This is a genomic window from Spirosoma harenae (genome assembly GCF_054776975.1).
The window spans coordinates 404,913-431,377 of the sequence record NZ_BAAHBD010000010.1; the positions used below are offsets into that span (position 1 = coordinate 404,913).

Consider the following 26,465-nt stretch of genomic DNA (forward strand, 5'->3'; position numbering starts at 1 on the left):
AACCGCGTTGATTATTTCGCTGGTTTTTTGAAGATCGATTCATCGACCGGGCCGTTTACGGTAATCTTTTCTGTGGAAAACGTCAGAGCGCCCTGTGGCGAATTCATTTCCATCGTATTAGCGAACTTTATACCATCCTTATCTTTATAATCTGAAAAAGAGATTTCGCCTGTCTGCCCGTTCATAGCCAAACCAACTTTACTAACCAGATACGTAGTTGCATCCAGATATTCATCAATAGTCTGGCCTTCTTTGGTGGTCACTTTCAGGTGGTACACATCTTTACCATCCGATTTCTCTTTACCGACCAGTTCGACTTTATTGCCTTTGTCTTTGTAATTCACCAGTGCTCCAAAAGGATCAAGTTGACCCAATTGCTGTTTAACCTGATCGGCAGGCATATCTTCAGGATCGCCCGTTCCACCCATCATCGCCGGACGGATCATCCAGCCAGTTGTCCCGTTAACTACCTGAACCATGGAATTGCCCATAACTGACGATTCTGTGCGCATGGCCTTCCCAACGAGAACCGTCGATTTGCTCGGAATTGCCATACCATTAACAGAAAGTGACCGTTCGACATATAAGGTTTTGACACCATTTAATTTATCCATCCCGCCCAGTGCAGCTACGTGTTTGTCGACGATTTCATCTACGGTTTGAGCCTGTGCGCCAACGGAAAGAGAAATGGCAAAGGCGAGGGCCAGAAACTTGTTGGTTTTCATCTGGAAATTGGTTTTAGGTATTGAAAATTTAGTGAACTGTCGGCGGTTTAGCTCCTACCGATCTCCAACAGTTCACGACTAAGTTAAGACATTATTGACGATTAAAATGAATTACTGACGAGGTGTTCCTCCACCGCTTGGGGCTCCACCGCCACCATTGCCTTGTCCGTTACCATCCGATTTCACGTCATCGTTGTTGACCGATTTCGCTTTCTTACGAGGAGCATCCATCGTCATCTTACCAATTTTGAGCGTAAACGTCAGACGCACACCACGGTTATAGAGGTAGACATCGTTCACCTGACTGAATAGTGGCGAGTTCAGCACCGTGTGAATGTTAAACCGATTGCTCAGGAAGTTTTCAGCAGCTAAACCCAGACTAGCTTTTTTATTGGCGAATTCCTTCTTAACACCTATCGTATAGAAACCAAATCCACCTTGCCGACCTTGCAACTGAACCTGCGACCCCTGCATAAATCCGAATGCCTGAGCGCCCCAGCCATTCTTAAAGGTAGCGTTCATGAACGTTCCACCGCTGATATTCATACCACTATTGCTCGTCTCAACCGAAACTCCGTTGACGCCCATCGCCTGGCCAGTCAAATCCGTATAGAAGGCATTCAAAAAGATACCGATGTTAATCTTTGAGGTAGCAGCCACGTTGGCGAATAAGTTGGTACCATACGCATGTTGGCGACCAATGTTCTGATACGTAGTGACGATAGCACCCGGAATCGAATCGGATGGCTGGCTAATCTGCGTAATCGCGTTATTAGTGATCCGACCAAAGAATGTCGCATTGATGAATGTTTTGCCGATGGTTTTACTAATACCCAGTTCAGCGTTATTCGTCAATTCAGGGCTCAGGGTCGGGTTTCCTTTGGTAATGTTCTGTGGGTTAGCGGCATTGAAGTTCGGGTTCAACTGCTGTAAACCAGGCCGCTGAATCCGACGGTTAAAGCCTAATTTAAAGGTCGTTCCTTTAACGGTTTTCGAGGCATTGATACTCGGAACCAATACACCATAATCACCAACCCCCAGGCTACCACCTTCACGAGTGCTTGCATCGATAAAGGTATGTTCGTAGCGCAAACCACCTTTAAGCGTATACCGATTTTTAGTGGTATAGGTATACGACGAATAAGCGGCAGCAATATTCTGATGATACGTGAGTTCACCCAGTGTATTGTTTCTTTCGGTCGTAAACTGCCCCGATGGACCAGCTACCAGATAACTATAATCACTGTTCACTTCGCGGAAGATGGCTTTACCACCAAACTCCAATAACTGATTTTTCTTGATCGGCGTCTGATAATCCGTTTGCAGCGTGAACTCCTGGTTGACGTTTTTATTCAGGTTTCGTTGACGGGAAGTCAACGCACCTGTACCATTTAGTATATCAGCATCAAAGTTGTTGGTCAGGTCATTCCGGCTGTACAGGGTCGAAATGCTCCATTCCTGCTGAGGCTTAAACGTATGCAGGTAATCAATGTTGGCATCGATCGTACCTGACAGGTTTTTGGCATCCACATTCCGATTGGTCGTTGAATTAAGCGTACCGTTGTTAAACAGTTGCGTAACCAGATCTTGTTGGCTCAAAAAGTTACGTACACCATAACGTACACCCGCCGTTAGGCTCTGGTTCTTAGCCAGATCGTAATCGAAACCTAAATTATATTGACCGAACAATCCTGAGCTATGCCCATCACCACTCTGGCGAGTTAGCGTCGTTACATTACCTACCTGACTGGTTTGATCCAGATTGGTTTTCGTAATGGTGTTGTACATTGCCCGACCAAAGCCACCCAGCGTAAAGCCAGCCTTACCTTTTCGGTAATTTCCATTTAATGACAGCATCGACCCCCGGTTACCGACGCCCGAATCAATATTCAGGTTTAGTCCTTGCAGGCTGTTCTTTTTCGTAATGATGTTGATAATCCCGCCCGAGCCTTCAGCATCATATTTTGCGGAAGGACTGGTAATTACTTCAACGGTTTTGATCTGATCAGCAGGAATTTGCTTCAACGCATCGGCAACACTGCTGGCTACAATCGTAGATGGTTTGTTATTGATCAGTACCCGGATATTCTGGCTACCACGTAACGATACATTACCATCCAGGTCAACGGTAAGCATCGGCACTTTGCGCAGAATATCGGTTGCATCACCACCTTTCGCTGTAATGTCTTTTTCAGCATTATAAACCAGCCGGTCAACCTTTTCTTCGATCAGTGCGGCCTGACCAACAACCGTTACCTCCTCCAGCGTTTTCACATTGGCGGGTAGTTTGATTGTGCCCAAATCCAGCGATTGTCCATTAGCCAGCGTTATGTTACTGATGGTCTTGTTCCGAAACCCAACGAAACTAACCAGCACGTCGTAATTACCTGCAACCAGTTTGGATAAGGTAAATTTTCCTTTTTCATCGGCCACCGTACCATCCACGGCTTTTCCGGTTGCTTTATTGTAGAGTGCGATACTAGCAAATTCAACCGCTTTCGCCTGGGTTGAATCGACAACGGAGCCCGTGATTTTCGCGCTGCCTTTTGGGCTTTGATCACCAGCGGTACCTGGCAACGCTTTGGGCTGGGCTGAACCACCACCCATTGGGAACTGAGCCTGAGCGGTTGTTAGCAAACTGCCAATAAGAAGAAGTGTAAGTAGGGAGATGTTCGTTTTCATATATTTATTCTGACTTTACAAAGGTCATACCTATTCAGAAAGTCTGAAAACGAAAATGGATGAAGTACAGATTCGGACGGATGGATAGGGGTTTATTGCTGACGAATGAATTGGGGAGGGGTTTTATGACTGTTTCCGCCAATTAGCCTGTCTGATGGAGATATTACAGCCATTAAGCTTCGTTTTACCAGCAAAATCGCTCCATCCCTGACGAAGCTCCCGAGCATCTATTTGTCGGTATAACATTTTGACGGACAATATGTTATTACAATTAACTCAACATCAGCTATATGAATACTCAAAAACACCATCCAACCTTATTAAAACCCGAAGTACTACTTCGAGTCATGCTGGACGACAATTTTGAACCAGCGTATCCACAATCTTTGCTTGCTCCTGATACCTGGATTGATTTTGATACTGCCTTTGGTCCGCAATATCAATCGGGTACAGAGCATATGCTTACCTTGCTGAATCCTCCTATTCAGGCAATCAACTATCGAGTAGCAAAGACCCCTATCCTAGCTCAGTTTCGCAGTAAAAACGGAAAACTTATACCCATGGCTATGATTTATATGGCCCCAGCTACTTCGGAGTAAGAATTAGGAAATGAGTTAGATGAGATGAAAAAGCAGTAAATGGGACGTTGGCTTGTTATATCCACAAGATAATTTTACTAAAATCATTAACATGTAGGACAAGTATTCTTAAACAAAACCACTTATCTTCGAAGCAGGTTTTCTGCTCATCCTGCCATTAATTCCCAGCCCTAGCTTCTTCATAAGCAGGGCTTTTCTCTTTTATTAGCGCCAATCAGGCAAAACGATACAGACTACATTGTTCATTTACTAAACTGTAAGCAATCGTTTATATTACTGCCTAGCGACCAATCTTAGTAGACTGTTGACTTGTACCACTAAATAAGAGAAGATGTCAATGCAAATTGTGGAAGCGACTTTTCGCTATTTTTACTTCTGCGTTTACAATGCCGACCCATAGACCACCGTATTATAGATTAAAAAGCCCCGTCTATCACTAGCGGGGCTTTTATTTTACAGTGTGATTTTTCAAGTAGTCTTTTGTCAGCCAACCTCCACTTCCTGCATCTCCCGTTCAAGTCGATGCTTCCGGGCGTAATCAGAAGGCGATAGGCCATGCACCTGCTGGAAAGCTTTTCGGAAATACTTCACATCTTCAAGCCCCACCAGCGCGCATACTTCCGATACACGCAATTGACTGGTGGTGAGCAATTGGGCGGCTCGTTTCATCCGCACATCATTAATAAATTCGACAGCCGAATGTCCCGTAATGCTTTTAATCCGTCGATAGAATACCGATCGACTCATGGCCATTTCTTTCACCAACTCCTGAACGGAAAATTCAGGCTCAGTCATGTTTGTTTCTACGATGGTCATGGCTGTTTCCAGAAAGGCTTTATCCGCATCAGGAATCAATACCTGCGTAGGTTCGAGCAAGATTTTCTGCTGGTAGTACTGGCGAAGTTTTAGTCGATTATACACCAGCGTGTTCACCTTGGCAATGAGCAAATCCGGGTTGAACGGTTTGCTAATATACTCGTCGGCTCCTGTTTCCAATCCTTCAATTTCATGCACGACCGCTACCCGAGCCGTTAGTAGAACGACGGGAATATGCAGCGTTTTCGGATGCTGTTTAATCTTCTTACAAAGCTCGAGTCCATCACTGCGAGGCATCATAATATCGCTGATGATCACGTCTGGTAGGATTTCCATAGCTTTCTCCCAGCCATCAATCCCATCTACAGCGGTATAGACCTCGAATTTAGCGGCAAACAAATGGTTGATGTAGTGCCTCACTTCGCTATTATCTTCAACAACTAGTAAGCGCAGGGTCGTTGGAACAAGCGCCGTTACGGGCGATAGCTCCGCAAGTGTGTCAATATACACTTCTGACTCTTTCAGCAGCGTAGCAATCGATGCTTCTTCAGCCAGATCAGAAGCAGGCAAATGTTCCTTTCCGAACGGCATCCGAATCGTAAATGTCGTTCCCTGATCAACCTGGCTTGCAATAGCCACCTCTCCTCCATGCCGTTCAATGAATTGTTTCACCAGCGATAATCCAATTCCCGTACCAACAACCCGCATGGTTTCGGTACGGGTGGCTTGATAATAGACATCAAATACACGACTCAAATCGTCTGGTCTTATTCCAACCCCTTCATCTCGTACAGTGATTTCCAGAAAGTTATTCACAAGCTTATGCTGTTGAAAACAGGCTGGCTGCCCTGGATCGCCCACTACAGAAACGCGCAACTGAACACCGCGATCAGCAGGCGTATATTTAAGCGCGTTCGACAACACATTAATGATAGCGACTTCTAGTTTACTTCGGTCGAAGTAGAGCATTATGGGTTCGGGAAGCGTATGGATCGTATAGTGAATATGTTGTTCTTCAGCTTTTAGCTTGAACATTAGAAACAACTCCGTCAGGAATGAACCAGCGTCGCTTTTTACGGCATGAAGTGGAATATGCTGCGATTCCATTTTTCGAAAATCCAGCAACTGATTGATCAGCGATAACAATCGACGAGTTTGTTGATGTACCAGCAGAACTTTGTCTTTCATACTGGAAAACTTCCAGGCCGAGGCTGCCAACTCTTCCATCGGGCCCAGAATCAGCGTCAATGGTGTGCGCAATTCATGCGATACGTTGGTAAAAAACTCCAGTTTTAGCTCACTAAGTTCTTTTTCTTTCTCATATTGAAAATGCTCAAACGCAATCTTGTTTTTCAGGGCCTGTTGTTGCAACAGAATACGTCGTGCCAACAGCAGGGCCCCGCCAAAAAGTACTGTATATAAGGCATAGGCCCACCAGGTTTTCCACCAGGGGGGCAGAATGCTAAGTCGAAGTGTAGCTGGATGATGTGTCCATTGGCCTTCTCCATTTTCGGCTTTCACCTGAAACGTATAATTTCCAGCGGGCAGGTTTGCAAAATTGGCCATTCGCTGACCGGGTGCCAGCTGAACCCAGTTATCATTATATCCAACCAGTTGATACATATATCGGTGTTTCTTCGGGTTGGCAAAATTCAAACCGACAAATGAAATGGAGAAATCGTTTTCAGTGGCTTTAATTCGAAGCGATTGAGGCTTATTCAGTGGCTCCTGAATAAGCACACGCCCATTGACCAACTGACCAACACCGATTGGCTGGTTCGAAATCGACAACCCTGTAATGCGAACAAAAGGCGGGTACGGATTCGCCTGAATCAAACGAGGCTGTAAGTAGGTAATCCCGTTAATACCACCGAAATAGAGCGTTCCATCGCTGGATCGGCAAGCGGCTCCAATCTTGAACGAATTGCTTTGTAATCCGTCGACGATATTATACCGTAATACATGATGCGTCTTCGGCTGAACCCGAACAAGTCCTTCGCTACCTAGCCACAAATTCCCCTTATCATCCTGCAGAATACTCTCGACATCGCTGTCGGGCAGCCAGCTACACCGTTGAATGATTTCGCGGCCATCTTTGGTTCGCTTGATCTGATGCAACCCGCCCCCAATAGTTCCTACCCACAACGTTCCCCAGCGATCTTTTGTCAAAGGCCAGGCATAATTGACTCGTAAACTGGCTGTATTGTGGGGATCGTGTTTGAACTGATTCAGTATTTCCAATCGATCAGCCGAGATCCGAAGTTTGAGTACGCCTGCATCTCGGGTGCTGGCCCAAAGCACATCCGAGTCTTTATCATAAAGCAAAAACGTAAACTGATCAGTTGGTAATCGGCTATTATCAGTTGTGTACGTAGCCAATACGCGGCCATCCCGGCTCATGCGTGTCAACCCATTACTAAACGAACTGAGCCAAAGCGTTCCGAATTTATCTTCAAGAATACATTCCAGATTTCTGAATAAGCCATCGTGTTCAGGATAGGTTTTGAAGACATTTTGCCCATTTTGTCGACGAAGCGAAATCAGGCCATCATAGCGACTACCAAACCAGATTGTCCCATCACTATCTTGAAAGATGGAAGCTACATCCATTCCCGTTACATTACCGGGCAACTCCCGACTAAAGTAATTCTGGTATTTTTTCCGGGCCAGATCATAACTGGAAATACCGTTTCGTGTCGCGATCCAGAGTATCCCTTTCGCTTCTTCCTTGTAAACTGAGTTGATGTAATTATTGGAAAGTGTAGGCTGCTGGCTCAATTGTCGACAAAGATGACCAAATGGTTTCTGGCGGAGATCAATTTTGTTAAGTCCACCCGCTGATGCAGCCAGCCACAACACCTGAAAACGATCTTCTAAAATGCAGTGAACGCGCCCTGAGTTAATGCTAAACGGATCGGCATCCAATGGCCAATAAGTCGTCATCTCTCCTGAAATGGCAGGGGACCCACCAGCCGACAGTTGCACTGGAACCATCGACAGGCCAAAGTCAGTCCCTATCCATAAATGCCCAAACGAATCCCGATGCAGACAACCAATACTACGGAATGTTTGAGGTAGTATATATGGATCATGCGCCTGCCTTGCCCGCAATTTACTATCTGAAATCCAGGCAACTTGGCGATTGGTCCCTACCCACAAACCTGCCTCCTGATCAATAGCTAAAGCTAGAATAGGCGCTTTATCGAAGGTATTAGCCAGTTTTGCGACCGCTTCCGGCTGACTGGCAGGTATCACAAATAGACCTTCACTATAGGTAGCTATCCACACATTTTCGAAGGGATCAATTATCAGATCCCGGATATCGGGCGTAGTACCCGACGGAATTGCCAGTTTTACCTGTTTTATGGATTGGATCACGCCCTCCCGACTAGATTGAAGGACAAACAAGCCTTGCTGTCTTGTAGATACCCAAATCAGTCCCTGCCGACTACTGACGATTGCTGTTATTTCTGTCCGGGCCAGGGCATGCAACAGGGATCGGCCATTGGCATTTAACTGGCTACCGTTTACGCGCACAAACTGATCCCGATTGGGGTTGTACACATTAAGCCCTCCCCCTTCTGTCCCTGCCCAGATAATCCCTTGAACGGTTACATGCAGCGATCGTACTCGATTGTTCGACAATCCATTTTCATTGTCGATGGGTAATATGTAATGTTTTATTTCATACCCATCGTAGCGATTGACCCCTTTATTGGTCGCGATCCAGATAAATCCCTCCTGGTCCTGAGCAACGGCCATTGCGTCACTATGTGACAATCCGTCGTTGACAGTTAAATGCTCGAACCGAAAAGAACTCAGGTCTTTTTGAGCGTATCCTGCCAGACTAAAGCAGAAAAAAGTGGCCGAGGTAAGCAGAGTAAAAATACGTGCTTTCATCATCTATGGGAATGGCCTATATGTGGGAAGATACAAACTGTACTCGAACCTGATCAGTTGGGCTTGCCGTTGGGATAACCTTACCTACAAGTTTTAAACTATAAAGTGAAAAATACTAATTTTTGGAGATTAAATTAATTAGAATAAGGGAATCCAATCAGCTGCCCGAAACCTCCATTTCTCGTCAATAAGCAAAAGAAGTGGTCAATTTACCCCCCTATTTTGAACAATTTGCCCCTTACTAATTGTGTTTTACCAACATATTTTTGCAATACGATACTTTATCGGGCAAAATAAACTTAGTTGGATAAAATCAGACGTGATTAATATACGCTCATCTCCATTCGAACACATAGATATCAAGGCTCGCGTAAGTAAGAATAACAGGTCATTCTAGCAAGAATTATAGTTACCGAAAAATCAAATCTGTTATGATAATAGTAACATAAGTTTGATTTGAGAATAAAGGCAGTTTCCTATCCATCGTATTAATCGTTTTACCAATCTAATTCTTTAAGCTAAAATTTATGCAAAAACCCTGTACACGCCGAACGGTCTTCTGGCATGGGAGAAGTACCTATGAAACGAATACGTCGCTATGGCTGAGGTCGACGTTATGCTACCTGTTTTTAATCAGTCTATTTGCTTCGACGGCTGCCTTTGCGCAACAAACGAGAGTCTCTGGAAAAGTAATTGATGCGCAGGGTATCGGATTGCCAGGTGTAAGTATTGTGGTCAAAGGAACAACGACCGGTACTGTTTCCTCGGCTGATGGCGGTTACAACTTGAACGTGCCCAGCAAAACCGCTACCCTTGTATTTTCTTACATTGGTTTTACGACTCAGGAAATACCCCTGAACAATCGTACTGAGATTAACCTGACGCTGGCTTCTGATGACAAAATGCTGAACGAAGTGGTGGTCGTTGGATATGGCGAACAAAAGAAAGAAACGGTAACAGGGTCTGTAGCCACAGTTAAAGGACAGGATCTGGTGAAATCACCAGCCGTAAACCTGACCAACTCGATTGCTGGCCGGATGCCGGGCGTTATTGCAACCAACCGTAGTGGCGAACCAGGCTATGATGGCTCGGCCATTCGTATTCGGGGTTCGAACACACTGGGTAATAACGATGCGCTGATCGTTATCGACGGTGTTCCTGCTCGTGCCGGGGGTATCGACCGACTGAATCCGGCGGATATCGAAAGTATCTCTGTCCTGAAAGACGCATCGGCTGCGATCTATGGTTCTCGGGCTGCTAATGGCGTTATTCTGGTAACGACCAAACGAGGAAAGACTGGCAAACCTGAAATTTCGTACAATTTCAACCAGGGTTTTGCTCAACCAACGGTCATTCCTAAAATGGCATCGGCGGCTGAATATGCTCAGTTGAACAACGAAATCAACGTGTATAACCTGCCTGCACAATACTGGAAAGATGCCAACGCAGCGTTCAATACAACGGGAAGCTACACTCGCCCAGACAACGGGGCTGTTGCCAAAGCAGCTTTCACACCTGACGAAATCAAAAAGTATCAGGACGGTTCTGATCCCTGGAAATATCCAAGTACGGATTGGTTCGCAGACGCGTTGAAGCCTTGGTCTCCACAGTCACGGCACACGCTTCAGTTAGTGGGTGGTGGTGAGAATATCAAATATTTAACCTCTGTTAACTATCAGAGTCAGGATGCGTATTACAAAAATTCAGCAACGGGCTATAAGCAGTATGATTTCCGCCTAAATCTGGATGCGAAGGTTAGTAAGTATATCAATACGGTTATCGGTGTAGTTGGTCGTCAGGAAAACCGCTTCTTCCCAACGGTTGGTGCAGGTGCCATTTTCCGGATGCTGATGCGCGGTTACCCTAACAAGCCTGCTTTCTGGCCCAATGGCTTACCCGCTCCTGACATCGAAAATGGTCAGCAGCCCGTTCTTGTAACGACTAACGCAACGGGATACGACCGTGACACACGGTACTATGTACAAAGCAATGCCAGTATTAACATCACGAACCCTTGGGTACCAGGTCTGAAATTTAGCGGTAGCGTTGCGCTCGATAAATACATTCAGCAGGGCAAAACCTGGCAAACCCCCTGGTATGTCTATAGCTGGGATTACACATCCTACGATGCTAACAAGCAGCCTATTCTGCAAAAAGTAGCTAAAGGTCCGGCTCAGGCAACGCTTAATCAGTACACGAACGATCAGTTCAACTCACTGTTGTCAGGTATTCTATCATACGATCACACATTTGGCGGAGCTCATGCTGTAACACTGCTGGCTGGTATTACGAAAGAGCAGTCGAACTCAGCCGGTTTCTCTGGTTATCGGAAATATTTCGCGTCGACAGCCATCGACCAGTTATTTGCTGGTGGTAGTGCCGAAAAGAACAGTAACACAACTTCGGCCTGGGAACGGGCTCGGATGAGCTACTTTGGCCGGGCAGGTTATAACTTCAAAGAAAAATACCTGGCTGAATTCTTATGGCGGTACGATGGTTCCTACATGTTCCCAGCCAATAGCCGATGGGGCTTCTTCCCAGGTATTTCTGCAGGCTGGCGTATTTCTGAAGAAGGTTTCTTCAAGAAAGCACTACCTGTTGTTAGTTCGCTCAAACTGCGGGCTTCGTGGGGACAGCTGGGTAACGACCAGGTCTATTTCAACGACGCACTTCGCGAGTACGATTACCTGCCAACCTATGCATATGGCGACGTAGTCAACTCTAACTGGGGTTATGTAGTTGGTAATCAGGTGGCTCAGACACTTTATGAAAACGGTGTTCCAAACACTACCCTGACATGGGAAGTAGCCAACAACGCTGACTTGGGTCTGGAAGGTTCGCTGCTGAATGGCAAGGTGTTCTTCGAATTCGATGTGTTCCAGAACAAACGGTCGAACATCTTATGGCGTAAGAGCGCATCCATTCCGCAAACCACTGGTGCTACATTGCCAGCAACCAACATTGGTAAAGTAACCAACCGTGGCTTTGAATTTAATGTTGGCTACAACGGCCAGTCTGGTGATTTCAAGTATACCGTAAGTGTAAACGGTGGTTATGCGAAAAACGAAATTACCTTCTGGGATGAAACACCAGGTGCTCCTGAATGGCAACGGTCAACGGGCAAACCAATTCCGAGTAACGTAAACGACCCGAACCAGGCCAACGGTACGCTGATGTACCAATACGACGGAATTTTCTCTACACAAGCTGAAATCGATGCCAATAAAGTCGATTATAGCGGAGTAGGTGCCAGCTTGCTACGTCCTGGCGATATGCGCCTGAAGGATATCGACGGAAATGGTAAAATCGATGCACAAGACCGGGTACGGGCCGATCGGAATAACCAGCCTCGTTTCCAGGGTGGTATCAATGGAAATCTGCGCTGGAAAGGCTTCGACTTCACGGTGCTGATTCAGGCTTCGACCGGTGGACAGATCTTCCTGCAAACGGAATCGGGAACGATTGGTAACTTCCTGAAATACAATTATGATCACCGTTGGACAGTTGATAATCCAAGCACAGTAGATCCTCGGATTGTTGACCGCTCGAACCAGTACTTCTCGAACGGAACGACCTACTGGCTCAAAAGCACCGATTATGTTCGTCTGAAAAACGTTGAGTTAGGTTATACCCTGCCAGCAACCATTGCCAACAAGATCGGTCTCAGCAACTTACGGGTATATGTAAACGGATTGAACCTAGCGACCTTCTCGCCCGCTATGAAAGGCATACTCGATCCTGAATCGACAAGCGGTGCTAGTGCATCGTCGAACTCGACGAATGGCCAGTATTACCCTCAAGCGCGGATTATTAACACAGGTTTGTCACTTAGTTTCTAATAACGAACAATCAGTATACTATGAATTATATGCTAAAATGCCTGTCGTTCGGCCTGTTTTTAGGGGTAGCGATGGTAGGTTGTAATACAGATTTTCTGAACACAAAACCGCTGGACAAGGTGTCTGGTGAGGCTGTCTGGTCTGATGTTGCGCTGTCAGAAGCGTTCGTAACAGATGTTTACAATGGCCTTCGGGATGGTGTTCTGGATCAGATGAGTTTTGACTGCCAGACCGACAATGCGCTGTACAGCTTTGGTAAGCAGGATGTTAACGAAGCAAACGTAAGCCCATCCAATTTAGGAACGATTAAAAACACCATGGAGTGGGGTCAAATGTATGCTCGGATTCGGGCGGCTAACATTGCGCTGGCAAACCTGCAAAAGCCCAAGTTCGACAATGCAACAATGGCCGATCGGATGAAAGGGGAAATGTATTTCATGCGGGGTTATTTCTATAATCAGTTGTTGCGTTACTATGGTGGAATTCCTATCATCAAGAATCCATATACGCTAAACGAAGCTGAATTCACAGTTGCTCGTAACACGTATGAGGAATGCGTAAACGCCATTGTGAGTGACCTGGATTCGGCTGCGATATTGCTAAAAGGAAAAACGCTGGCAGCTGGTCGGGCTACACAGGGAGCCGCGCTGGCGCTAAAAGCTCGGGTATTGTTATATGCTGCTAGTGATTTGCATGATATCCCAACGGCAAAGACTAAATCGACAGTAATCGCTAGCTTCTCGAATCCCGAACTGTTGGGATATGTCAGTGGTGATCGAACAGCCCGTTGGCAAAAAGCAAAAGACGCAGCGAAAGCGGTGATGGATCTGAATCAGTATGGCTACAAACTGAACCTGACTGCCCCCGTTACAGCCGCCGAAGGTCAACAGAATTATCTCAATCTGTCGCTGTCCCGGAATGGAGGAGAAGCTGATGGTATTTTCCTCAAATATTACATCCGCGCTTCGTTCGATGACTGGGGTTCGTGGTATCCACGCAACAACATGCCGAACGGCTACCATGGCTGGACCTCCAGCGAACCAACGCAGCAGTTAGTAGATAGCTACGAGATGATGGATGGTACAAAGTTCGACTGGAAGAACCCAACGCATGCGGCAGCACCGTACGAAAATCGTGACCCTCGCTTCTACATGTCTATTCTGTACGATGGTGCACAATGGAAACCTCGTACGCCCGATGGCGCAGGTATCGATCCAGCTGGTCAGATTCAAACCGGCTTCTACGAAACCGGAACGGGCGGGGGAACAGTTACGCCCTTCGCTGGTCTGGATACGCGCAATAGCACCATCGAGAACTGGAATGGCACCTGGACGGGTTACGCGATTCGGAAATTTATGGACCCAGACCCAACGCTGGTTGACATGAATATTCGTCAGGAAGTTCCTTCTATTCAGATTCGCTTCACGGAAGTTGTATTGAACTATGCAGAAGCCTGCATGGCGCTGGGTCAGGAAGCGGAAGCAAAAACCTGGATCAACCGAGTACGATTCCGGGCGGGTATGCCAGCCATGACCGAAACAGGAACGGCACTGATGACGCGCTATCAGAACGAACGGAATGTCGAAATGCTGTTTGAGGATCAACGTTTCTACGATGTTCGACGATGGATGACTGCCCCGGTTGCTTTAGGCAAACAAGCCCAGATTGTTGTTATCACTGGAAAACTCAAACCGGGCAAGTCCGTCACCACTTATAAGTACAGCAAGGATAACTACACTTATACGTATAGTGTACAGGACTTGGGAACGGGTAAGGAAAACCGGAAGTGGAACGACAAAATCTACTTCCTGCCAATCAGCCGGGACGAAATCAACCGGAACAATAAGTTGATACAAAACCCAGGATATTAAGTTACGCTCCAATTATGCCTGAAAATGCCAGCGCTTACGGGTGCTGGCATTTTTGGTTTAATTTTATACGATCATTCTCCTAAAACCCACCGTACGTGAAAACGATTCTTTGTTTCTTTTTCATTTTCATTGCTGTTTTTATCGTTGGTTGCACAGGTTCGGATTCCAGCGAAAAAGCGGCTGATGGCCCTCCCCTCTTTACGTCGCTGACTCCTGAACAAACCGGCATTACCTTCTCCAATAATCTGACGGAAGGGCTGAATACCAATGTATTGATGTACGAATACTTCTACAATGGCGGAGGTGTGGCAGTAGGTGATTTGAATGGCGATGGGCTGGACGACGTTTACTTCAGCGGCAACATGGTTCCGAATCAACTGTACCTGAATAAAGGACAGATGAAATTTACGGACGTAACGGCTACGGCGGGCGTTGCCGGTCGCGAAGGTCCCTGGAAAACAGGCGTATCGATGGCAGACGTCAATGGAGATGGTCGGCTGGATATATTTCTTTGTTATTCGGGCAGTTTACCTCTATACAAACGAATACCACAATTATTTATCAACGATGGGCCAGATGCTCAGGGAATTCCTCATTTTTCTGAACAAACCGCACAATGGGGATTAGATCGACCTGGTCAAACAACTCAAGGCACGTTTTTCGACTACGACCGCGATGGCGATCTCGATTTATTCCTACTGAACCATAATCCCCGACTCTTACCCGTTCTTGATCCCGGCCCAACGGCGGCTTTACTAAAACAAAGCAATCCAGAAATCGGCGTCCGGCTCTTGAACAATACTGGTTCTCATTTTGAAGACGTTACCGCAAAAGCAGGCTTAAGCAGTTCGGTGCTTAGCTATGGACTAGGTCTCGGCATTTCTGACTTAAATAATGACGGATGGCCTGACTTTTACATTTCCAACGATTACACAATTCCAGATTATCTCTACATCAACAACCAGAACGGCACCTTCACGAATCAATTAAAAGCCGGAGTCCGGCATACCTCCCATTTCTCGATGGGCAACGATGTTGCCGATGTAAACAACGATGCTCTTCCCGATATTCTGACACTGGATATGTTACCGGAAGACAATCGGCGGCAGAAGCTGCTCATGGCTCCCGACAACTACGAAAAGTTTAACCTCGCTGTCGAATCGGGCTTCTATTACCAACACATGCGGAATATGCTACAGTTGAACGAAGGCAATGGACGCTGGGCAGAGGGCAAAGGACAAAAGAGTTCACAAACCTCTGCCCCTTTCTTCTCCGAAGTCGGTCAGTTAGCGGGTGTTTCAAATACGGATTGGAGTTGGTCGCCGTTGCTGGCGGATTATGATAACGATGGATGGAAAGATCTATATGTGACAAACGGCTACGTCCGGGACTATACCAATCAGGACTTCCTGAAGTTCATGACGGATTATATGCAAAATCGCCCGGCAAATTTCAGTCGCGAAGATGTGCTGGAACTGGTGCATAAAATCCCGTCATCGAACGTGATGAATTATATGTTTCGGAACCGGGGTGGTGATGCATCGGGCGAAGTTACGTTTGCCAATGTCGGAGCCGCCTGGGGTCTATCACAAACGTCTAACAGCACAGGAGCCGCCTATGCCGACCTCGACAATGATGGTGATCTGGATTTAATTGTCAATAACACCAATATACCTGCCTTCATTTTTCAGAATGAAGCGAACAAAGAACGTCAGCATCATTACTTATCCATAAAACTTGTAGGTGCAGGTGCCAATACGCAGGGAGTTGGCACAAAAATTACATTATACCAGGCTGGCAGACAGCAGTATATCGAACAGATGCCCACACGGGGTTATCAGTCGAGTATGTCGCCCCGGTTGCATTTTGGTTTAGGAACTACTTCGAGTATTGACTCGCTGCTTATCACCTGGCCAACCGGCAAACAACAGCGTCTGACAGGCATAAAAGCGGATCAACTTCTGACCATTCAGGAAAAAGAGGCAAAGGCTACGAACCGACTAGCAATCTCCCCTGCCCCACTCTTTCAGGAAGTTGCTTCGCCAATTCGTTATACCGATCCGATTAACCGAGTCAATGATTTTAAACGTCAGATTCTGTTAGTCAACGCGCAGTCGTTCAATGGGCCATGCATGGCAAAAGCCGACGTCAATGGCGATGGTCGCGAGGATGTATTTGTTGGCGGCAGCAGTGGCCAGGCAGGTAGTTTGTTTATCCAGCAAGCTGGTAATCAATTCAAACCGCAATCGCAACCAGCGTTTATCGCGGATAAAGAAAGCATTGATACAGATGCGATTTTCTTCGACGCCAATGCCGACGGTTCGCCAGATTTATACGTGTGCAGTGGTGGCTACGGCGATAGACAGCCCGATGATCCGCGCTTACAGGATCGATTGTACCTGAACGATGGAAAGGGTAATTTCACGAAAACGCCAAATGCACTGCCCGTTATGCTGAGCAGCAAAAGTTGCGTTCGAGCATCTGACATCAACGGCGATGGCAAGCTCGATCTATTCGTTGGTGGACGAGTAGTTCCGGGTCGATATCCCGAAGCCCCCCAAAGCTATTTGCTCATCAATGACGGGAAAGGACATTTCACCAATCAAACGGCCAAACTTGCCCCAACGCTTTCAACTATTGGCATGGTCACGGATGCCGCCTGGGTCGATTTGAATGCTGATAAAAAAGCTGAATTGGTACTCGTCGGAGAGTGGATGCCTATTACGGTGTTGAGTTGGTCGGGAAATCAATTAGCTGATCAGACGAAAATGTATTTCGAGAAATCGTACCAGGGTTGGTGGAATAAATTAATGGTCGATGATCTCAATGGTGATGGTCGGCCTGATCTGGTTGTTGGTAATCAGGGCTTAAATACCCAATGTCGAGCCAGCGATACCGAACCCGCAGAGTTGCTCTATAAGGACTTCGATAAAAACGGCAAAATTGATCCCATTTTGTGCCTGTATGTGCAGGGGAAAAGCTATCCCCACGCCACCCGCGACGAACTGCTGGATCAGCTCGGTATGCTGCGCCATCGCTTCACGAATTACGACAAGTACTCCAACGCTACATTAACCGATGTATTCACAGCTGAAGAATTAAAGGACGTTCCAAAACTGACCGCTAACGAGTTAAAAACAACCTATTTCGCCAGTTCAACTGGCGGGAAACTGGTTGAAAAAGCCTTACCATTAGCTGCCCAGATTTCGCCCGTTTTTACAATCACTTCGCTCGATTACAATCAGGATGGTCATAAAGATTTGCTGTTATGCGGTAATACCTCGCAGGTTCGGTTGCGTTTCGGACGAGCTGACGCCAATTACGGACTTTTACTACAGGGAGACGGTAAAGGAAATTTCACAGCACTCCCTCAGTCAAAATCTGGCTTCCAGTTGGTAGGCGATGTACGATCCGTATTGCCCATTGGCAATACCCTTGTTTTTGGCATTAATCAACAATCTGTTCGGGCTTATCAGCTAGCGAAATCCACCAAATAATAGTGAACGAACTACATCTAAAAGGTCTCGGAGACCTTTTAGATGTACCAGGAGTAATCTCACTCATTTTCCAAATCGGTACGCTGCTGTTAGCCCAACATATTGCTCATCCTGCCGCATCGTTGCCGCTTCCCGCTGTTTGAATGAATAGACAATTTGTAAGGTCAAACGAGGCTGCGAGAAAACGAAACCGATGTCGTGCCGATAGCCCCAGTGCCTGATTGGCGATAAAATAGCACCTGTATTATTACTGAAAAGCCCACCCTGCACGGTTGCATTATAAAGTTGATACTGATAGCTCGGTTGCCAGAAGATATAAAACTCTGTAGCTTTTTGCGCTTGCAAATTCCCTCGACTGATTCGGGCATCGTATAAAGAAGACTGATCGGGTTTAGCAAAAAGACCGACCTGAAACAGAAGTCCTGCTGATGCATTGGTGAATGTATTACCAACCGCTATCTGCGTGGTACTATGCACATCAAGCCACGATTTACGCCAGGTGTTCGGAATAAGTTCGTGCCAGTATTGCCCTTGTGCATTAATACCAATTTCATTGTGTATCTGATAATTCCAACCTGTAGGCGGTATCAGGTCGAACGTTTTGTGGATCAGGCGCTGCGATTGCTCAGCCAGTGAATTCTTTCCGATGGTACCAGCTGCCAGTGTCGTTTTCAGCACATGGCCTTTTCGGTAAAAAAACGTTAGTCCCTTTTCCAGAAAAAGATATCCGGTGTAAGGCCGATCCATCAAATCGCGGGTAACCGTTGGCGAAATCGATCCAGGGGTAAAGATCATCTGCCCAAGGCGATAGAACGACGTAACTTTCGTGAGCTTATCCGTCTCTAGAAGCGATTTATTGAATCGATCCGGCAAATAGTTGACCGTCAGAAACAAGCCATTTGTATAATAGCCATCGTGAAATCGAAGACAATAATTATCGTTTTCAGAGGTTATCTTCAGTTCATACGGATGTTGTTGGCTATAGCCATGATAGGTATAGGAACCCAAAAGTAAGCAACTCAACAACCGAATATAGAAAGAAGGCATACGCTTGTAAACAACTGTACTAATAATCACTACTCTTCGACGATCCAGTTTATCACTCTTTTTTACGGTTCAAGACACGAACAAGCGGCTTCGCCTAAAGTCCATTTAGGTATTGCCCGATGAAAGCGTAGCTTGCTTTCGATTTCAATAGTACCATGAACTACAAACTGATTATTTTCGATTTCGACGGTACGTTGGCCGATTCCTTTCCTTTTTTCCAACGTACACTCAATACATTAGCCGACCTGTATGGATTTAAGCGCATAGAACCCGAAGAAATTGATAGTCTACGCGGCCTCGACGTTCGGCAAATGATGAAACATGTCGGTATGCCCGCCTGGAAAATGCCATTCGTCGCCAATAAGTTTATTCGATTGATGGCTACTAGTATCCATCAGATTCAACTGTTCGATGGGGTTTCAAATCTGCTGAAACAACTCTCCGATATGGGTGTTCAGTTAGCCATTGTCAGTTCCAACTCGGAAGAGAATATCCGTCATGTACTTGGCACTCAAAATGCAGCATTGATTAGCCATTATGGTTGTGGAACATCGGTGTTAGGCAAGTCGCGTAAGTTCAGGAAGTTGGTCGCTAAAAGCGGCTTTTCGCCCAGCGACATTTTGTGCATCGGCGATGAGATTCGGGACATGGAAGCAGCCAAACAGGAAGGTATGGCTTTCGGCGCAGTAACCTGGGGCTATACCCGGATCGATGCATTCAAATCGTATCCGGATATAGCGTTATTTCATACAATAAACGATATTTTTCAGGCTGTATAAGAATTAATAACAGCGGATTTCCATCAACGAAGCCGGTACCGACTGAGATTCGTTATTGCCGTTTACGGCCTTCAAATGCAGTGTTAAGCTAGACGTTTCAATGGGCTGATTGAAACGAATTGTTTTACGAGTCTGGTGATTATCCGTAGCACTGAAAATTCGCTCCTGTCGATCATTACAGAGAATATACTCGTTAACGCAGAAGGGCGAAGCCGTTTCGGGATGGGTCATCAAAACAGATTCCAGCGGGTGATCGAAATCTGTATCGAAGAATAGTTCGATCTGCTGAATGCGTTTTTTAGCTGTCCAATTTACTGTAATCGTTGGGTTCGGGTCGGACAATTCAGCTACGTATGCATTCGGTTGCGAGGTTGGCCGTTGAATCCCATTTCGCAGATTATCAGCACCAAACAATCTAATTCCTGGTTCGATTATCATCGCCATATTATGTCCTTTCGGACGCCGTTCAGGGCACCAAAACTCGAATGTATCTACACCGATGTCTTCCGTAGGTTCCTGTTTCCCGTAGTTTGATACTGCCGGATTGATTTTATTAAATACCGACAAAACGCCTGTTACACGCTGCTTACTGAATTGTAACCGAACGTGCTCGTTTTTCAATAGGGTAACAAACACATAACAGGGTTCATCAATAGGCGCAGTAAAGGGAAGTGATACTTCCTGCTTGCCTTTCCGCAATGGTACTGTTAGCGTTTCCAGCGTTATATCCGGTGTGTGGTTATCAACCCGGCTGCTTCGCCGTAACTCCACCGTAAGGGATGTATCCTGATCAGCGGTGATAAAGAGGGTTACCTCTGGCATAGCTCCGGCAGTCACAGGGACCATCTGTGCTACCGACGAGGTCAACGGTTGCAAAGGGCCATCAGGAGGCAATTGATTGAGCACAAATTCGCTGGATGCGGTTATAGTGGCCTGTTGTACCAGATCGTCCGAATCCAGAAGATGCAGTCCAGGAATATGCTGACCCGTTTTCAGGAGTTCCTGCTGAAGCTTCTGCATACGATCTGGTTCCGTAAGATCTCGGGGAAGCAATCCTTCCTGCGTACACAATACCGCAGCCATTCCCACAGCCTGTGCCACGTGAGCGCTTGTAGCCATTACCCGCGAAGACCCAAACGCAACGTGTGACGCACTGATAATGCGCCCAGCCAAAAACAGATTAGATACATTGTGGCTATACAAACACCGGTATGGAATCTGATAAATGCCTTTGCTATGCCATTGATTACAGCCTGGTTTTTCCGAGAAAACGCCATCTGCCGGATGCAAATCGATGCTCCAGCCACCAAAAGCAACGGCGTCGGGGTGCGTTCGCTGCTCCACAATATCCTGCTGTTTCAGCATGTAATCACCTTCAAAGCGACGGCTTTCGCGTTTACCCGGAATTTGTCCCACCCATTCGAGCGTCATGGCTTCGGCTTCGGGAAACTGCCCTGAATTTTTGATGTAATTCCAAACGCCGTAAACAACTTTCCAGAGTTCCCATTTAATGGTTTCCGTGTCGTGTACCGTATCTAATCGACCACCATACTCCAGCCACCAAAGCTGACAACCTTGTTCCTGCGCGTTGAATTTTCGATAACGGGGAATTTTCGTAATGTCTGTCAACGCATAAGCGGGCGGAACAAATCGGACGGGTTTACCAACGTCTTTCGAGTAGAAATACAGCGAATGCCCGAGCAACTCACCGTATTCGGCTGAGGGTGCGAATTTTTCACCAAACTCTTCCTGACTTTCGGCCCCCATCCGGAAAGCCGCCCCCGACTGAAAGCCAACGATTCCATCGCCCGACGCATCACAGAATAGCGGAGCAACCAACTCATACGCTGTACTATTCTGGCTGCAAAACGCTTTCAAACCACTAATCCGATCGGGTGCCGACTTTTCTACTTCGTAAACGGCAGTATTCAGGAGAAGTGTAATGTTTGGCTCCAATACGACCTTTTCCAGCAGAATTGTATCGAGTATTAGTGGATTGCCTTCGGGATTACGGTATAAATTTTCAATCAAAATCTCGTCAATAACGCCCCCTTCGCGAGCCCAGCGATTGTTGTTGCCCATGTGTGACGTAGCCCCCAGCACCCAAAGGCGAACTTCAGAGGAGGAATTTCCGCCCAATACCGGGCGATCCTGAACCAGTACGACGCGGATACCTGCACGGGCCGCTGTGATGGCGCAGCATACACCCGATAATCCACCGCCCGTAACAATCAGATCGGCACTATGGTGTATGGTTTTTAGGGTGCGTTTATCAGTTGCCTGTTCGCGTATCATTTGTTAAATCAAAGGTTTGTGTGAGAATTGAGAATCCGGTGGGCTTTACAATGTCCACCGTTAACGTTTTATCGAAACCGCGTACGGGAATGATTACATCAGCCTGTTGACCTGGCTGTAATTCGGGAATAGGCATAGTCGAACCAGATGTTTTTACGAGGTAATTTCGGAGCGCGTAAGCCGGAAAATCGGCCCGAGCCATTACCCGAAGTTTTAGGGTATGCGTGCCTTCCGGCCCTGGCTCCCAGCTAATTTTTTCGACAATAACGGGCGCCATGCCGGTTTGATGCGCTTTATACAAAGGGCGTTTCGAACGATCTGAGCGCACCAGTCCCCACGGGCGAGTACCATCTGGATTGGTCCCATCGTGTCGGCTCAGATAATCATTGTACGACCACCATGAAGCACCGACTACGTAAGGCAATTGGCGAACATCCGTGAGGAATTTCTCAATGTGGCTCACCTGACCGACTTCGCCATCTTTTCCGTCCGCTCTTGTCCCGTATTCACTGATAAAAATTGGTTTATCTGGATAAAGCGAGTGAATGTGTTTCAGGATATTAGCGTGATTTCCGTAGGTGTTGGTCGAAATAAAATCGCAGTATTGACTGGCTTCATCTTCCGGCTTTTTGGGCAACGTATTCAGCCGCATCGATGCAAAGGTGTACAGCCGTGTCGGATCGAGTTCACGGGCGTAGGCGATCATATCTTTGGTCCAGCGCTGACCGGCGGGTTGCTCGGATAGGTATTCATTTCCAACACTATAGGCAATCACACAGGGATGATTCCAATCGCGCTCGACCATCTCCCGAAACTGTTGCTTGAACTTCGTTCGGATGGTGTCGTTATCCATTTCTCTCGGCGTCAATTGCCAGTTGCCTGCTTCCGAAATAATCAACATTCCGTTTTTGTCGGCCCAGTCATAAATAGCTTCAGAAGGTGTATAATGCGTCAGTCGATGAAATTCCATACCGGCTTCTTTCATCAATCGCATATCTTTTTCCACCAGCCAATCGGGCTCCAGCGAACCCAATCCCGGATGGTCGACAACACGATTTCCACCAGCAACCTTAATTGGCTGACCATTTAGCAGCAGTTGCATATTGCGAACTTCCACCTTCCGAATCCCGAAATTGGTCTGAACGGTATCCGTACCGGCAATTACCTGCGCATCATATAACGTTGGCTGATCGATGCTCCAGAGTTTTACATCGGCCGCCTTCAGCACCGTTTCCGCTTCCATAACTCCCGTTTGATTAGCCGCAAGATTTCCTGTGAGTTGCTTCCAGACAAGAGGAATAGTCTTACCATTTTGCCTAACCCGAAACGCCAGCTTGGGCGTAGCAGCTTGATTACTGGCGTTGCGAATCCGAGCTTTAATTTTTAGTGTAGCCGTACCTTTTGCCAAGTCAGGAATGGCTTCCGTTTTGACATTTTCGACATAAACCTCTGGCTCTACTGTCAGATAAACCGGACGAATTAGACCACCATAGTTTATCCAGCCAGGAAATGGATCGTTGGGTTGACCATTATCTTTCGCGCCCGGTATGGTTCCAACTTCCCAGGTATTGTTATTGACCGAAACCGCGATGGTATTGCTACCGCTTTTCAAATACGGCGTAATATCAAACTGAAAAGGCGTATAGCCTCCTTCGTGTGTTCCAACTTTCTGATTGTTCAACCAGACCGATGTTTTGTAATAGGATGCATCAAAATGAAGCAATACCCGTTTACCCGTCGCCGGTTGCCAGGGAAAAGCCCGTCGATACCAGGCGATTCCGGTATAAAACTGGTAGCGAGGATCTACCGAAAAGCAGTGTGGAACGGTCACTTTATCCAGACGTCCCAACGGCAAATCCTCTCTGTACCACTTGTTAGTTTCGCCTGCATTCGCAGGGTCCATCATAAACAGCCATTCACCATGTAGTGGAATGGCTTTCGGATCACGAATAGCATATTGGGCGCTGGCTACAGTGGCAAGACAGCTAACTAAAAAGATACTCAGAACGTTACGTATATAAACCATGCAGTTAAAAGAGAGTCGTAAATCCGGTGCGCTTTGTTTTATATTTGCGAAAAAGAAGAATACAATGGCCGCTTCAGAAACAATCCCCACGAAACTGAGCAACCTTCAGATGGAACTTCTGAAGCTGTACCCCTATATGGTTTCAGAAGAGGAACTGAAAGAGATTCGCCAGGTATTAGCGGATCATTTTGCTCGGAAAGTTGATAGCGAAATGAATCAGTTATGGCAGGAGAACGGTTGGAACGAACAAACCATCGAGGGTTGGAAAAATGAGCATTTGCGTAGCCATCCCAACCAATGAGAGTCGTATTGGATATTAATGTTCTGTTGATTTCACTTCCTGTTTCGTCAACATATCGTCCAATTTTTAATGCCTTACGAGCAGGTAAATTTGAGTTGATTCTCAGTAATGATATCCTATTCGAATACCATGAAAAGCTAGCTGAAAAGACTTCCCCTTCCGTTGCCGATAATGTCGTCAAACTTTTGCTCTCACTTGATAATTGTTCTTTGCAGCCTATATACTTTGAATGGGGTCTGATGCACAACGATGCGGACGACAATAAATATGTCGACTGTGCATTAGTCGCTAATGCAGACCATTTAGTATCGGAAGACCGCCATTTTTCCATCCTGCGTAACATTGACTTTCCTCAGTTATCGGTTATTCGAATTGACGAGTTTCTCGATTGGGTCGTTCGCAACTAGCTGAGCCCGCTGGGCAGCTCGCCAGGGGATCAGAGCGGCCAGTAGAACGGCTGCCCCAATTCCTGCGGTAATGCTCCCACCCATGTCGGCTAATGCGCTTAGTCCAAACAGCATCAGCGCCGTAAAGGCCAACGATCCCGCAATAACCTGTAACCCGAATCGATTTTGTTTTCGTACCTCCAGTAGCTCTTCGGCTGATTCCGAAAGTGCTTCATCCCGTTTCTGCTGACGAGCCATCAGGTAGCGATAGTACTCCTCTGCAACCCGATCTTTCGAACGAGCCCATAATTCATAACCCAATAGAAGCAACAACGGAAGGCCCACACCAATAATGGTTTCGGCTCCACGGGTCAGCTTAAAATCGAATAATAAGGGTGATAAAACCTTGAAAAACAGATTCATAGTCAGGCTAATACCCGTTACCCAGAGCGTGACCCGACTGGTTAGTCGTTTGGAAAAGAGTGCCCAAAGTGGTGGCGCTAACAATGGTCCTCCGGAAATCGATGAAATACTCAGTACAACTTCGACAATGCCGCCCGCTGCTGGCACCAGTAAAGCGATACCAATCATCCCTAATCCAAAGACCCAGGATGAGCCACGAGCTACACGAATCAATTGCTGATCAGAAGCGGTTGGATTGATAACTCCTTTGTAGACATCATTGGTAAATACGGCTGAGACGACATTCAAAGCCGTATTCGCACTTGCTGAGGTTGAGAAATACATACCCGTAAGCATCAACCCCAGCAACCCCGGCGGCAGCACGAGTTTACAAATCATTAAGTAGGCGTTTTCAGTATCCAAGCCAGTCAAGGCGGGGTTGATGGCCTTATAAATCATGGGCGGCATCATCCAGATAACCGGACTAACGAGGTATAATCCAGCAAACAGAAATGCTACTTTACGGGCCGATTTTGGACTGTCAACGCTGGTATACCGTTGTACGAAGGTCCAGTTGCCGCCAATGTAACAGATGTGATAAATGACAAAGGCTGCAACAAAACCGAACGTGTATTCGCCATTAAGCAGATTGAAAAAATCGTCCGGCACCTTCTGCGTGAAGCTAGAGAAACCACCGACTTTATCCAGAGAGAGCGGAAGCAGAATAAATACGGCCGCTGACAGCACGACAAACTGCAATATATCTGTAACCATCACGGCCCAAAGACCACCCATAGCTGTATAGGCAATCATAAATAGCCCTAATCCGATAGTGCAGGGCACCAACGGCAAGTTGAGGGATGAACTAACCAGCTTAGCAACCGGATACAGCACCGATCCTTTGATAAAGAGCGAAACCAGGGTAAAAATGAAGATATACGCTTTCTGAACGGTAGCCCCCAATCGTTCACGAATGAACTCTGCAGCCGTGAGTGCGCCAGTGGCTTTCCAGCGTGGAGCCAGATACAAGCCCGTAACCAACGCGCCAATGCACATCGTCCACTGAATTGTAATAGCTACCCAACCGTGTTTATACGCGATTGATCCCCAGGCAACAAAGGTTCCAGCGGAGAAAAAACTCATAAACAATGACAGCCCACCAATAAACCAGGGCACGGCTTCACCACCCGCAAAGAACGATTTCAGATTCCGTCCTGTCCGGGCGAAAAGCAAGCCAATCCCCAGTACAAACGCTGAGAAAATGACAATGACGGCAGTATCTATGGTTGTATTCATTCAA

At 46.7% G+C, this 26,465-nt stretch carries 14 protein-coding genes; 7 read left to right on the top strand and 7 right to left on the bottom strand.

Translation table 11 applies throughout. From position 1 onward, the window contains the following. Positions 1-11: 11 nt before the first annotated feature. Both ACYVE4_RS15690 and ACYVE4_RS15695 read right to left on the bottom strand, forming a co-directional pair. A complete protein-coding gene (locus tag ACYVE4_RS15690) occupies positions 12-725 on the bottom strand; it encodes a LolA family protein (RefSeq protein ID WP_461041105.1) in 714 nt (237 codons plus the stop codon). A gap of 111 nt (positions 726-836) precedes the next feature. Then, on the bottom strand, positions 837-3,407 hold the full coding sequence (locus ACYVE4_RS15695; protein WP_461041106.1) for a TonB-dependent receptor: 2,571 nt from the start codon (positions 3,405-3,407) through the stop codon (positions 837-839). Positions 3,408-3,697: 290 nt separating this feature from the next. On the opposite strand from ACYVE4_RS15695, the gene ACYVE4_RS15700 reads away from it, so the two are divergent. Continuing rightward, complete coding sequence (locus tag ACYVE4_RS15700; protein WP_461041107.1) at positions 3,698-4,006, top strand: hypothetical protein; 309 nt, start codon at positions 3,698-3,700, stop codon at positions 4,004-4,006. Between the two features lie 483 nt (positions 4,007-4,489). On the opposite strand, the gene ACYVE4_RS15705 is transcribed toward ACYVE4_RS15700, so the two are convergent. Next, positions 4,490-8,725 (bottom strand): hybrid sensor histidine kinase/response regulator, encoded by a 4,236-nt coding sequence (locus ACYVE4_RS15705; protein ID WP_461041108.1) that lies wholly within the window; start codon positions 8,723-8,725, stop codon positions 4,490-4,492. A 524-nt stretch (positions 8,726-9,249) separates the two neighbouring features. On the opposite strand from ACYVE4_RS15705, the gene ACYVE4_RS15710 reads away from it, so the two are divergent. The 3 genes from ACYVE4_RS15710 to ACYVE4_RS15720 all read left to right on the top strand — a co-directional run bounded on the left by ACYVE4_RS15710 (position 9,250) and on the right by ACYVE4_RS15720 (position 17,929). Next, positions 9,250-12,561: a SusC/RagA family TonB-linked outer membrane protein gene (locus tag ACYVE4_RS15710; protein ID WP_461041109.1), complete on the top strand. Its 3,312-nt coding sequence runs from the start codon at positions 9,250-9,252 to the stop codon at positions 12,559-12,561. A 20-nt stretch (positions 12,562-12,581) separates the two neighbouring features. Further along, on the top strand, positions 12,582-14,432 hold the full coding sequence (locus ACYVE4_RS15715; RefSeq protein WP_461041110.1) for a RagB/SusD family nutrient uptake outer membrane protein: 1,851 nt from the start codon (positions 12,582-12,584) through the stop codon (positions 14,430-14,432). Between the two features lie 95 nt (positions 14,433-14,527). Further along, the gene (locus tag ACYVE4_RS15720) at positions 14,528-17,929 is read left to right on the top strand and encodes a VCBS repeat-containing protein (protein WP_461041111.1); all 3,402 of its coding nucleotides are present in this window, start codon (positions 14,528-14,530) and stop codon (positions 17,927-17,929) included. Between the two features lie 63 nt (positions 17,930-17,992). On the opposite strand, the gene ACYVE4_RS15725 is transcribed toward ACYVE4_RS15720, so the two are convergent. After that, positions 17,993-18,976: a lipid A-modifier LpxR family protein gene (locus tag ACYVE4_RS15725; RefSeq protein ID WP_461041112.1), complete on the bottom strand. Its 984-nt coding sequence runs from the start codon at positions 18,974-18,976 to the stop codon at positions 17,993-17,995. Positions 18,977-19,131: 155 nt separating this feature from the next. On the opposite strand from ACYVE4_RS15725, the gene ACYVE4_RS15730 reads away from it, so the two are divergent. Next, a complete protein-coding gene (locus ACYVE4_RS15730) occupies positions 19,132-19,755 on the top strand; it encodes an HAD hydrolase-like protein (RefSeq protein ID WP_461041113.1) in 624 nt (207 codons plus the stop codon). A 3-nt stretch (positions 19,756-19,758) separates the two neighbouring features. Here ACYVE4_RS15730 and ACYVE4_RS15735 read toward each other — a convergent pair whose 3' ends face one another. Continuing rightward, a complete protein-coding gene (locus ACYVE4_RS15735) occupies positions 19,759-22,050 on the bottom strand; it encodes an FAD-dependent oxidoreductase (RefSeq protein ID WP_461041114.1) in 2,292 nt (763 codons plus the stop codon). After that, the gene (locus tag ACYVE4_RS15740) at positions 22,028-24,076 is read right to left on the bottom strand and encodes a glycoside hydrolase family 2 protein (protein WP_461041115.1); all 2,049 of its coding nucleotides are present in this window, start codon (positions 24,074-24,076) and stop codon (positions 22,028-22,030) included. The genes ACYVE4_RS15735 and ACYVE4_RS15740 overlap by 23 nt, the downstream gene beginning before the upstream one ends. On the opposite strand from ACYVE4_RS15740, the gene ACYVE4_RS15745 reads away from it, so the two are divergent. Together ACYVE4_RS15745 and ACYVE4_RS15750 are read left to right on the top strand one after the other, a co-directional pair. Beyond that, positions 24,075-24,377, top strand: a complete 303-nt coding sequence (locus ACYVE4_RS15745; RefSeq protein WP_461041116.1) for a hypothetical protein — start codon at positions 24,075-24,077, stop codon at positions 24,375-24,377. The genes ACYVE4_RS15740 and ACYVE4_RS15745 overlap by 2 nt on opposite strands. Further along, positions 24,374-24,784, top strand: coding sequence for a putative toxin-antitoxin system toxin component, PIN family (locus tag ACYVE4_RS15750; protein WP_461041117.1), 411 nt, complete (start codon positions 24,374-24,376; stop codon positions 24,782-24,784). The genes ACYVE4_RS15745 and ACYVE4_RS15750 overlap by 4 nt, the downstream gene beginning before the upstream one ends. On the opposite strand, the gene ACYVE4_RS15755 is transcribed toward ACYVE4_RS15750, so the two are convergent. Next, positions 24,734-26,461: a sodium:solute symporter family protein gene (locus tag ACYVE4_RS15755; protein WP_461041118.1), complete on the bottom strand. Its 1,728-nt coding sequence runs from the start codon at positions 26,459-26,461 to the stop codon at positions 24,734-24,736. The genes ACYVE4_RS15750 and ACYVE4_RS15755 overlap by 51 nt on opposite strands. Positions 26,462-26,465: the final 4 nt, after the last annotated feature.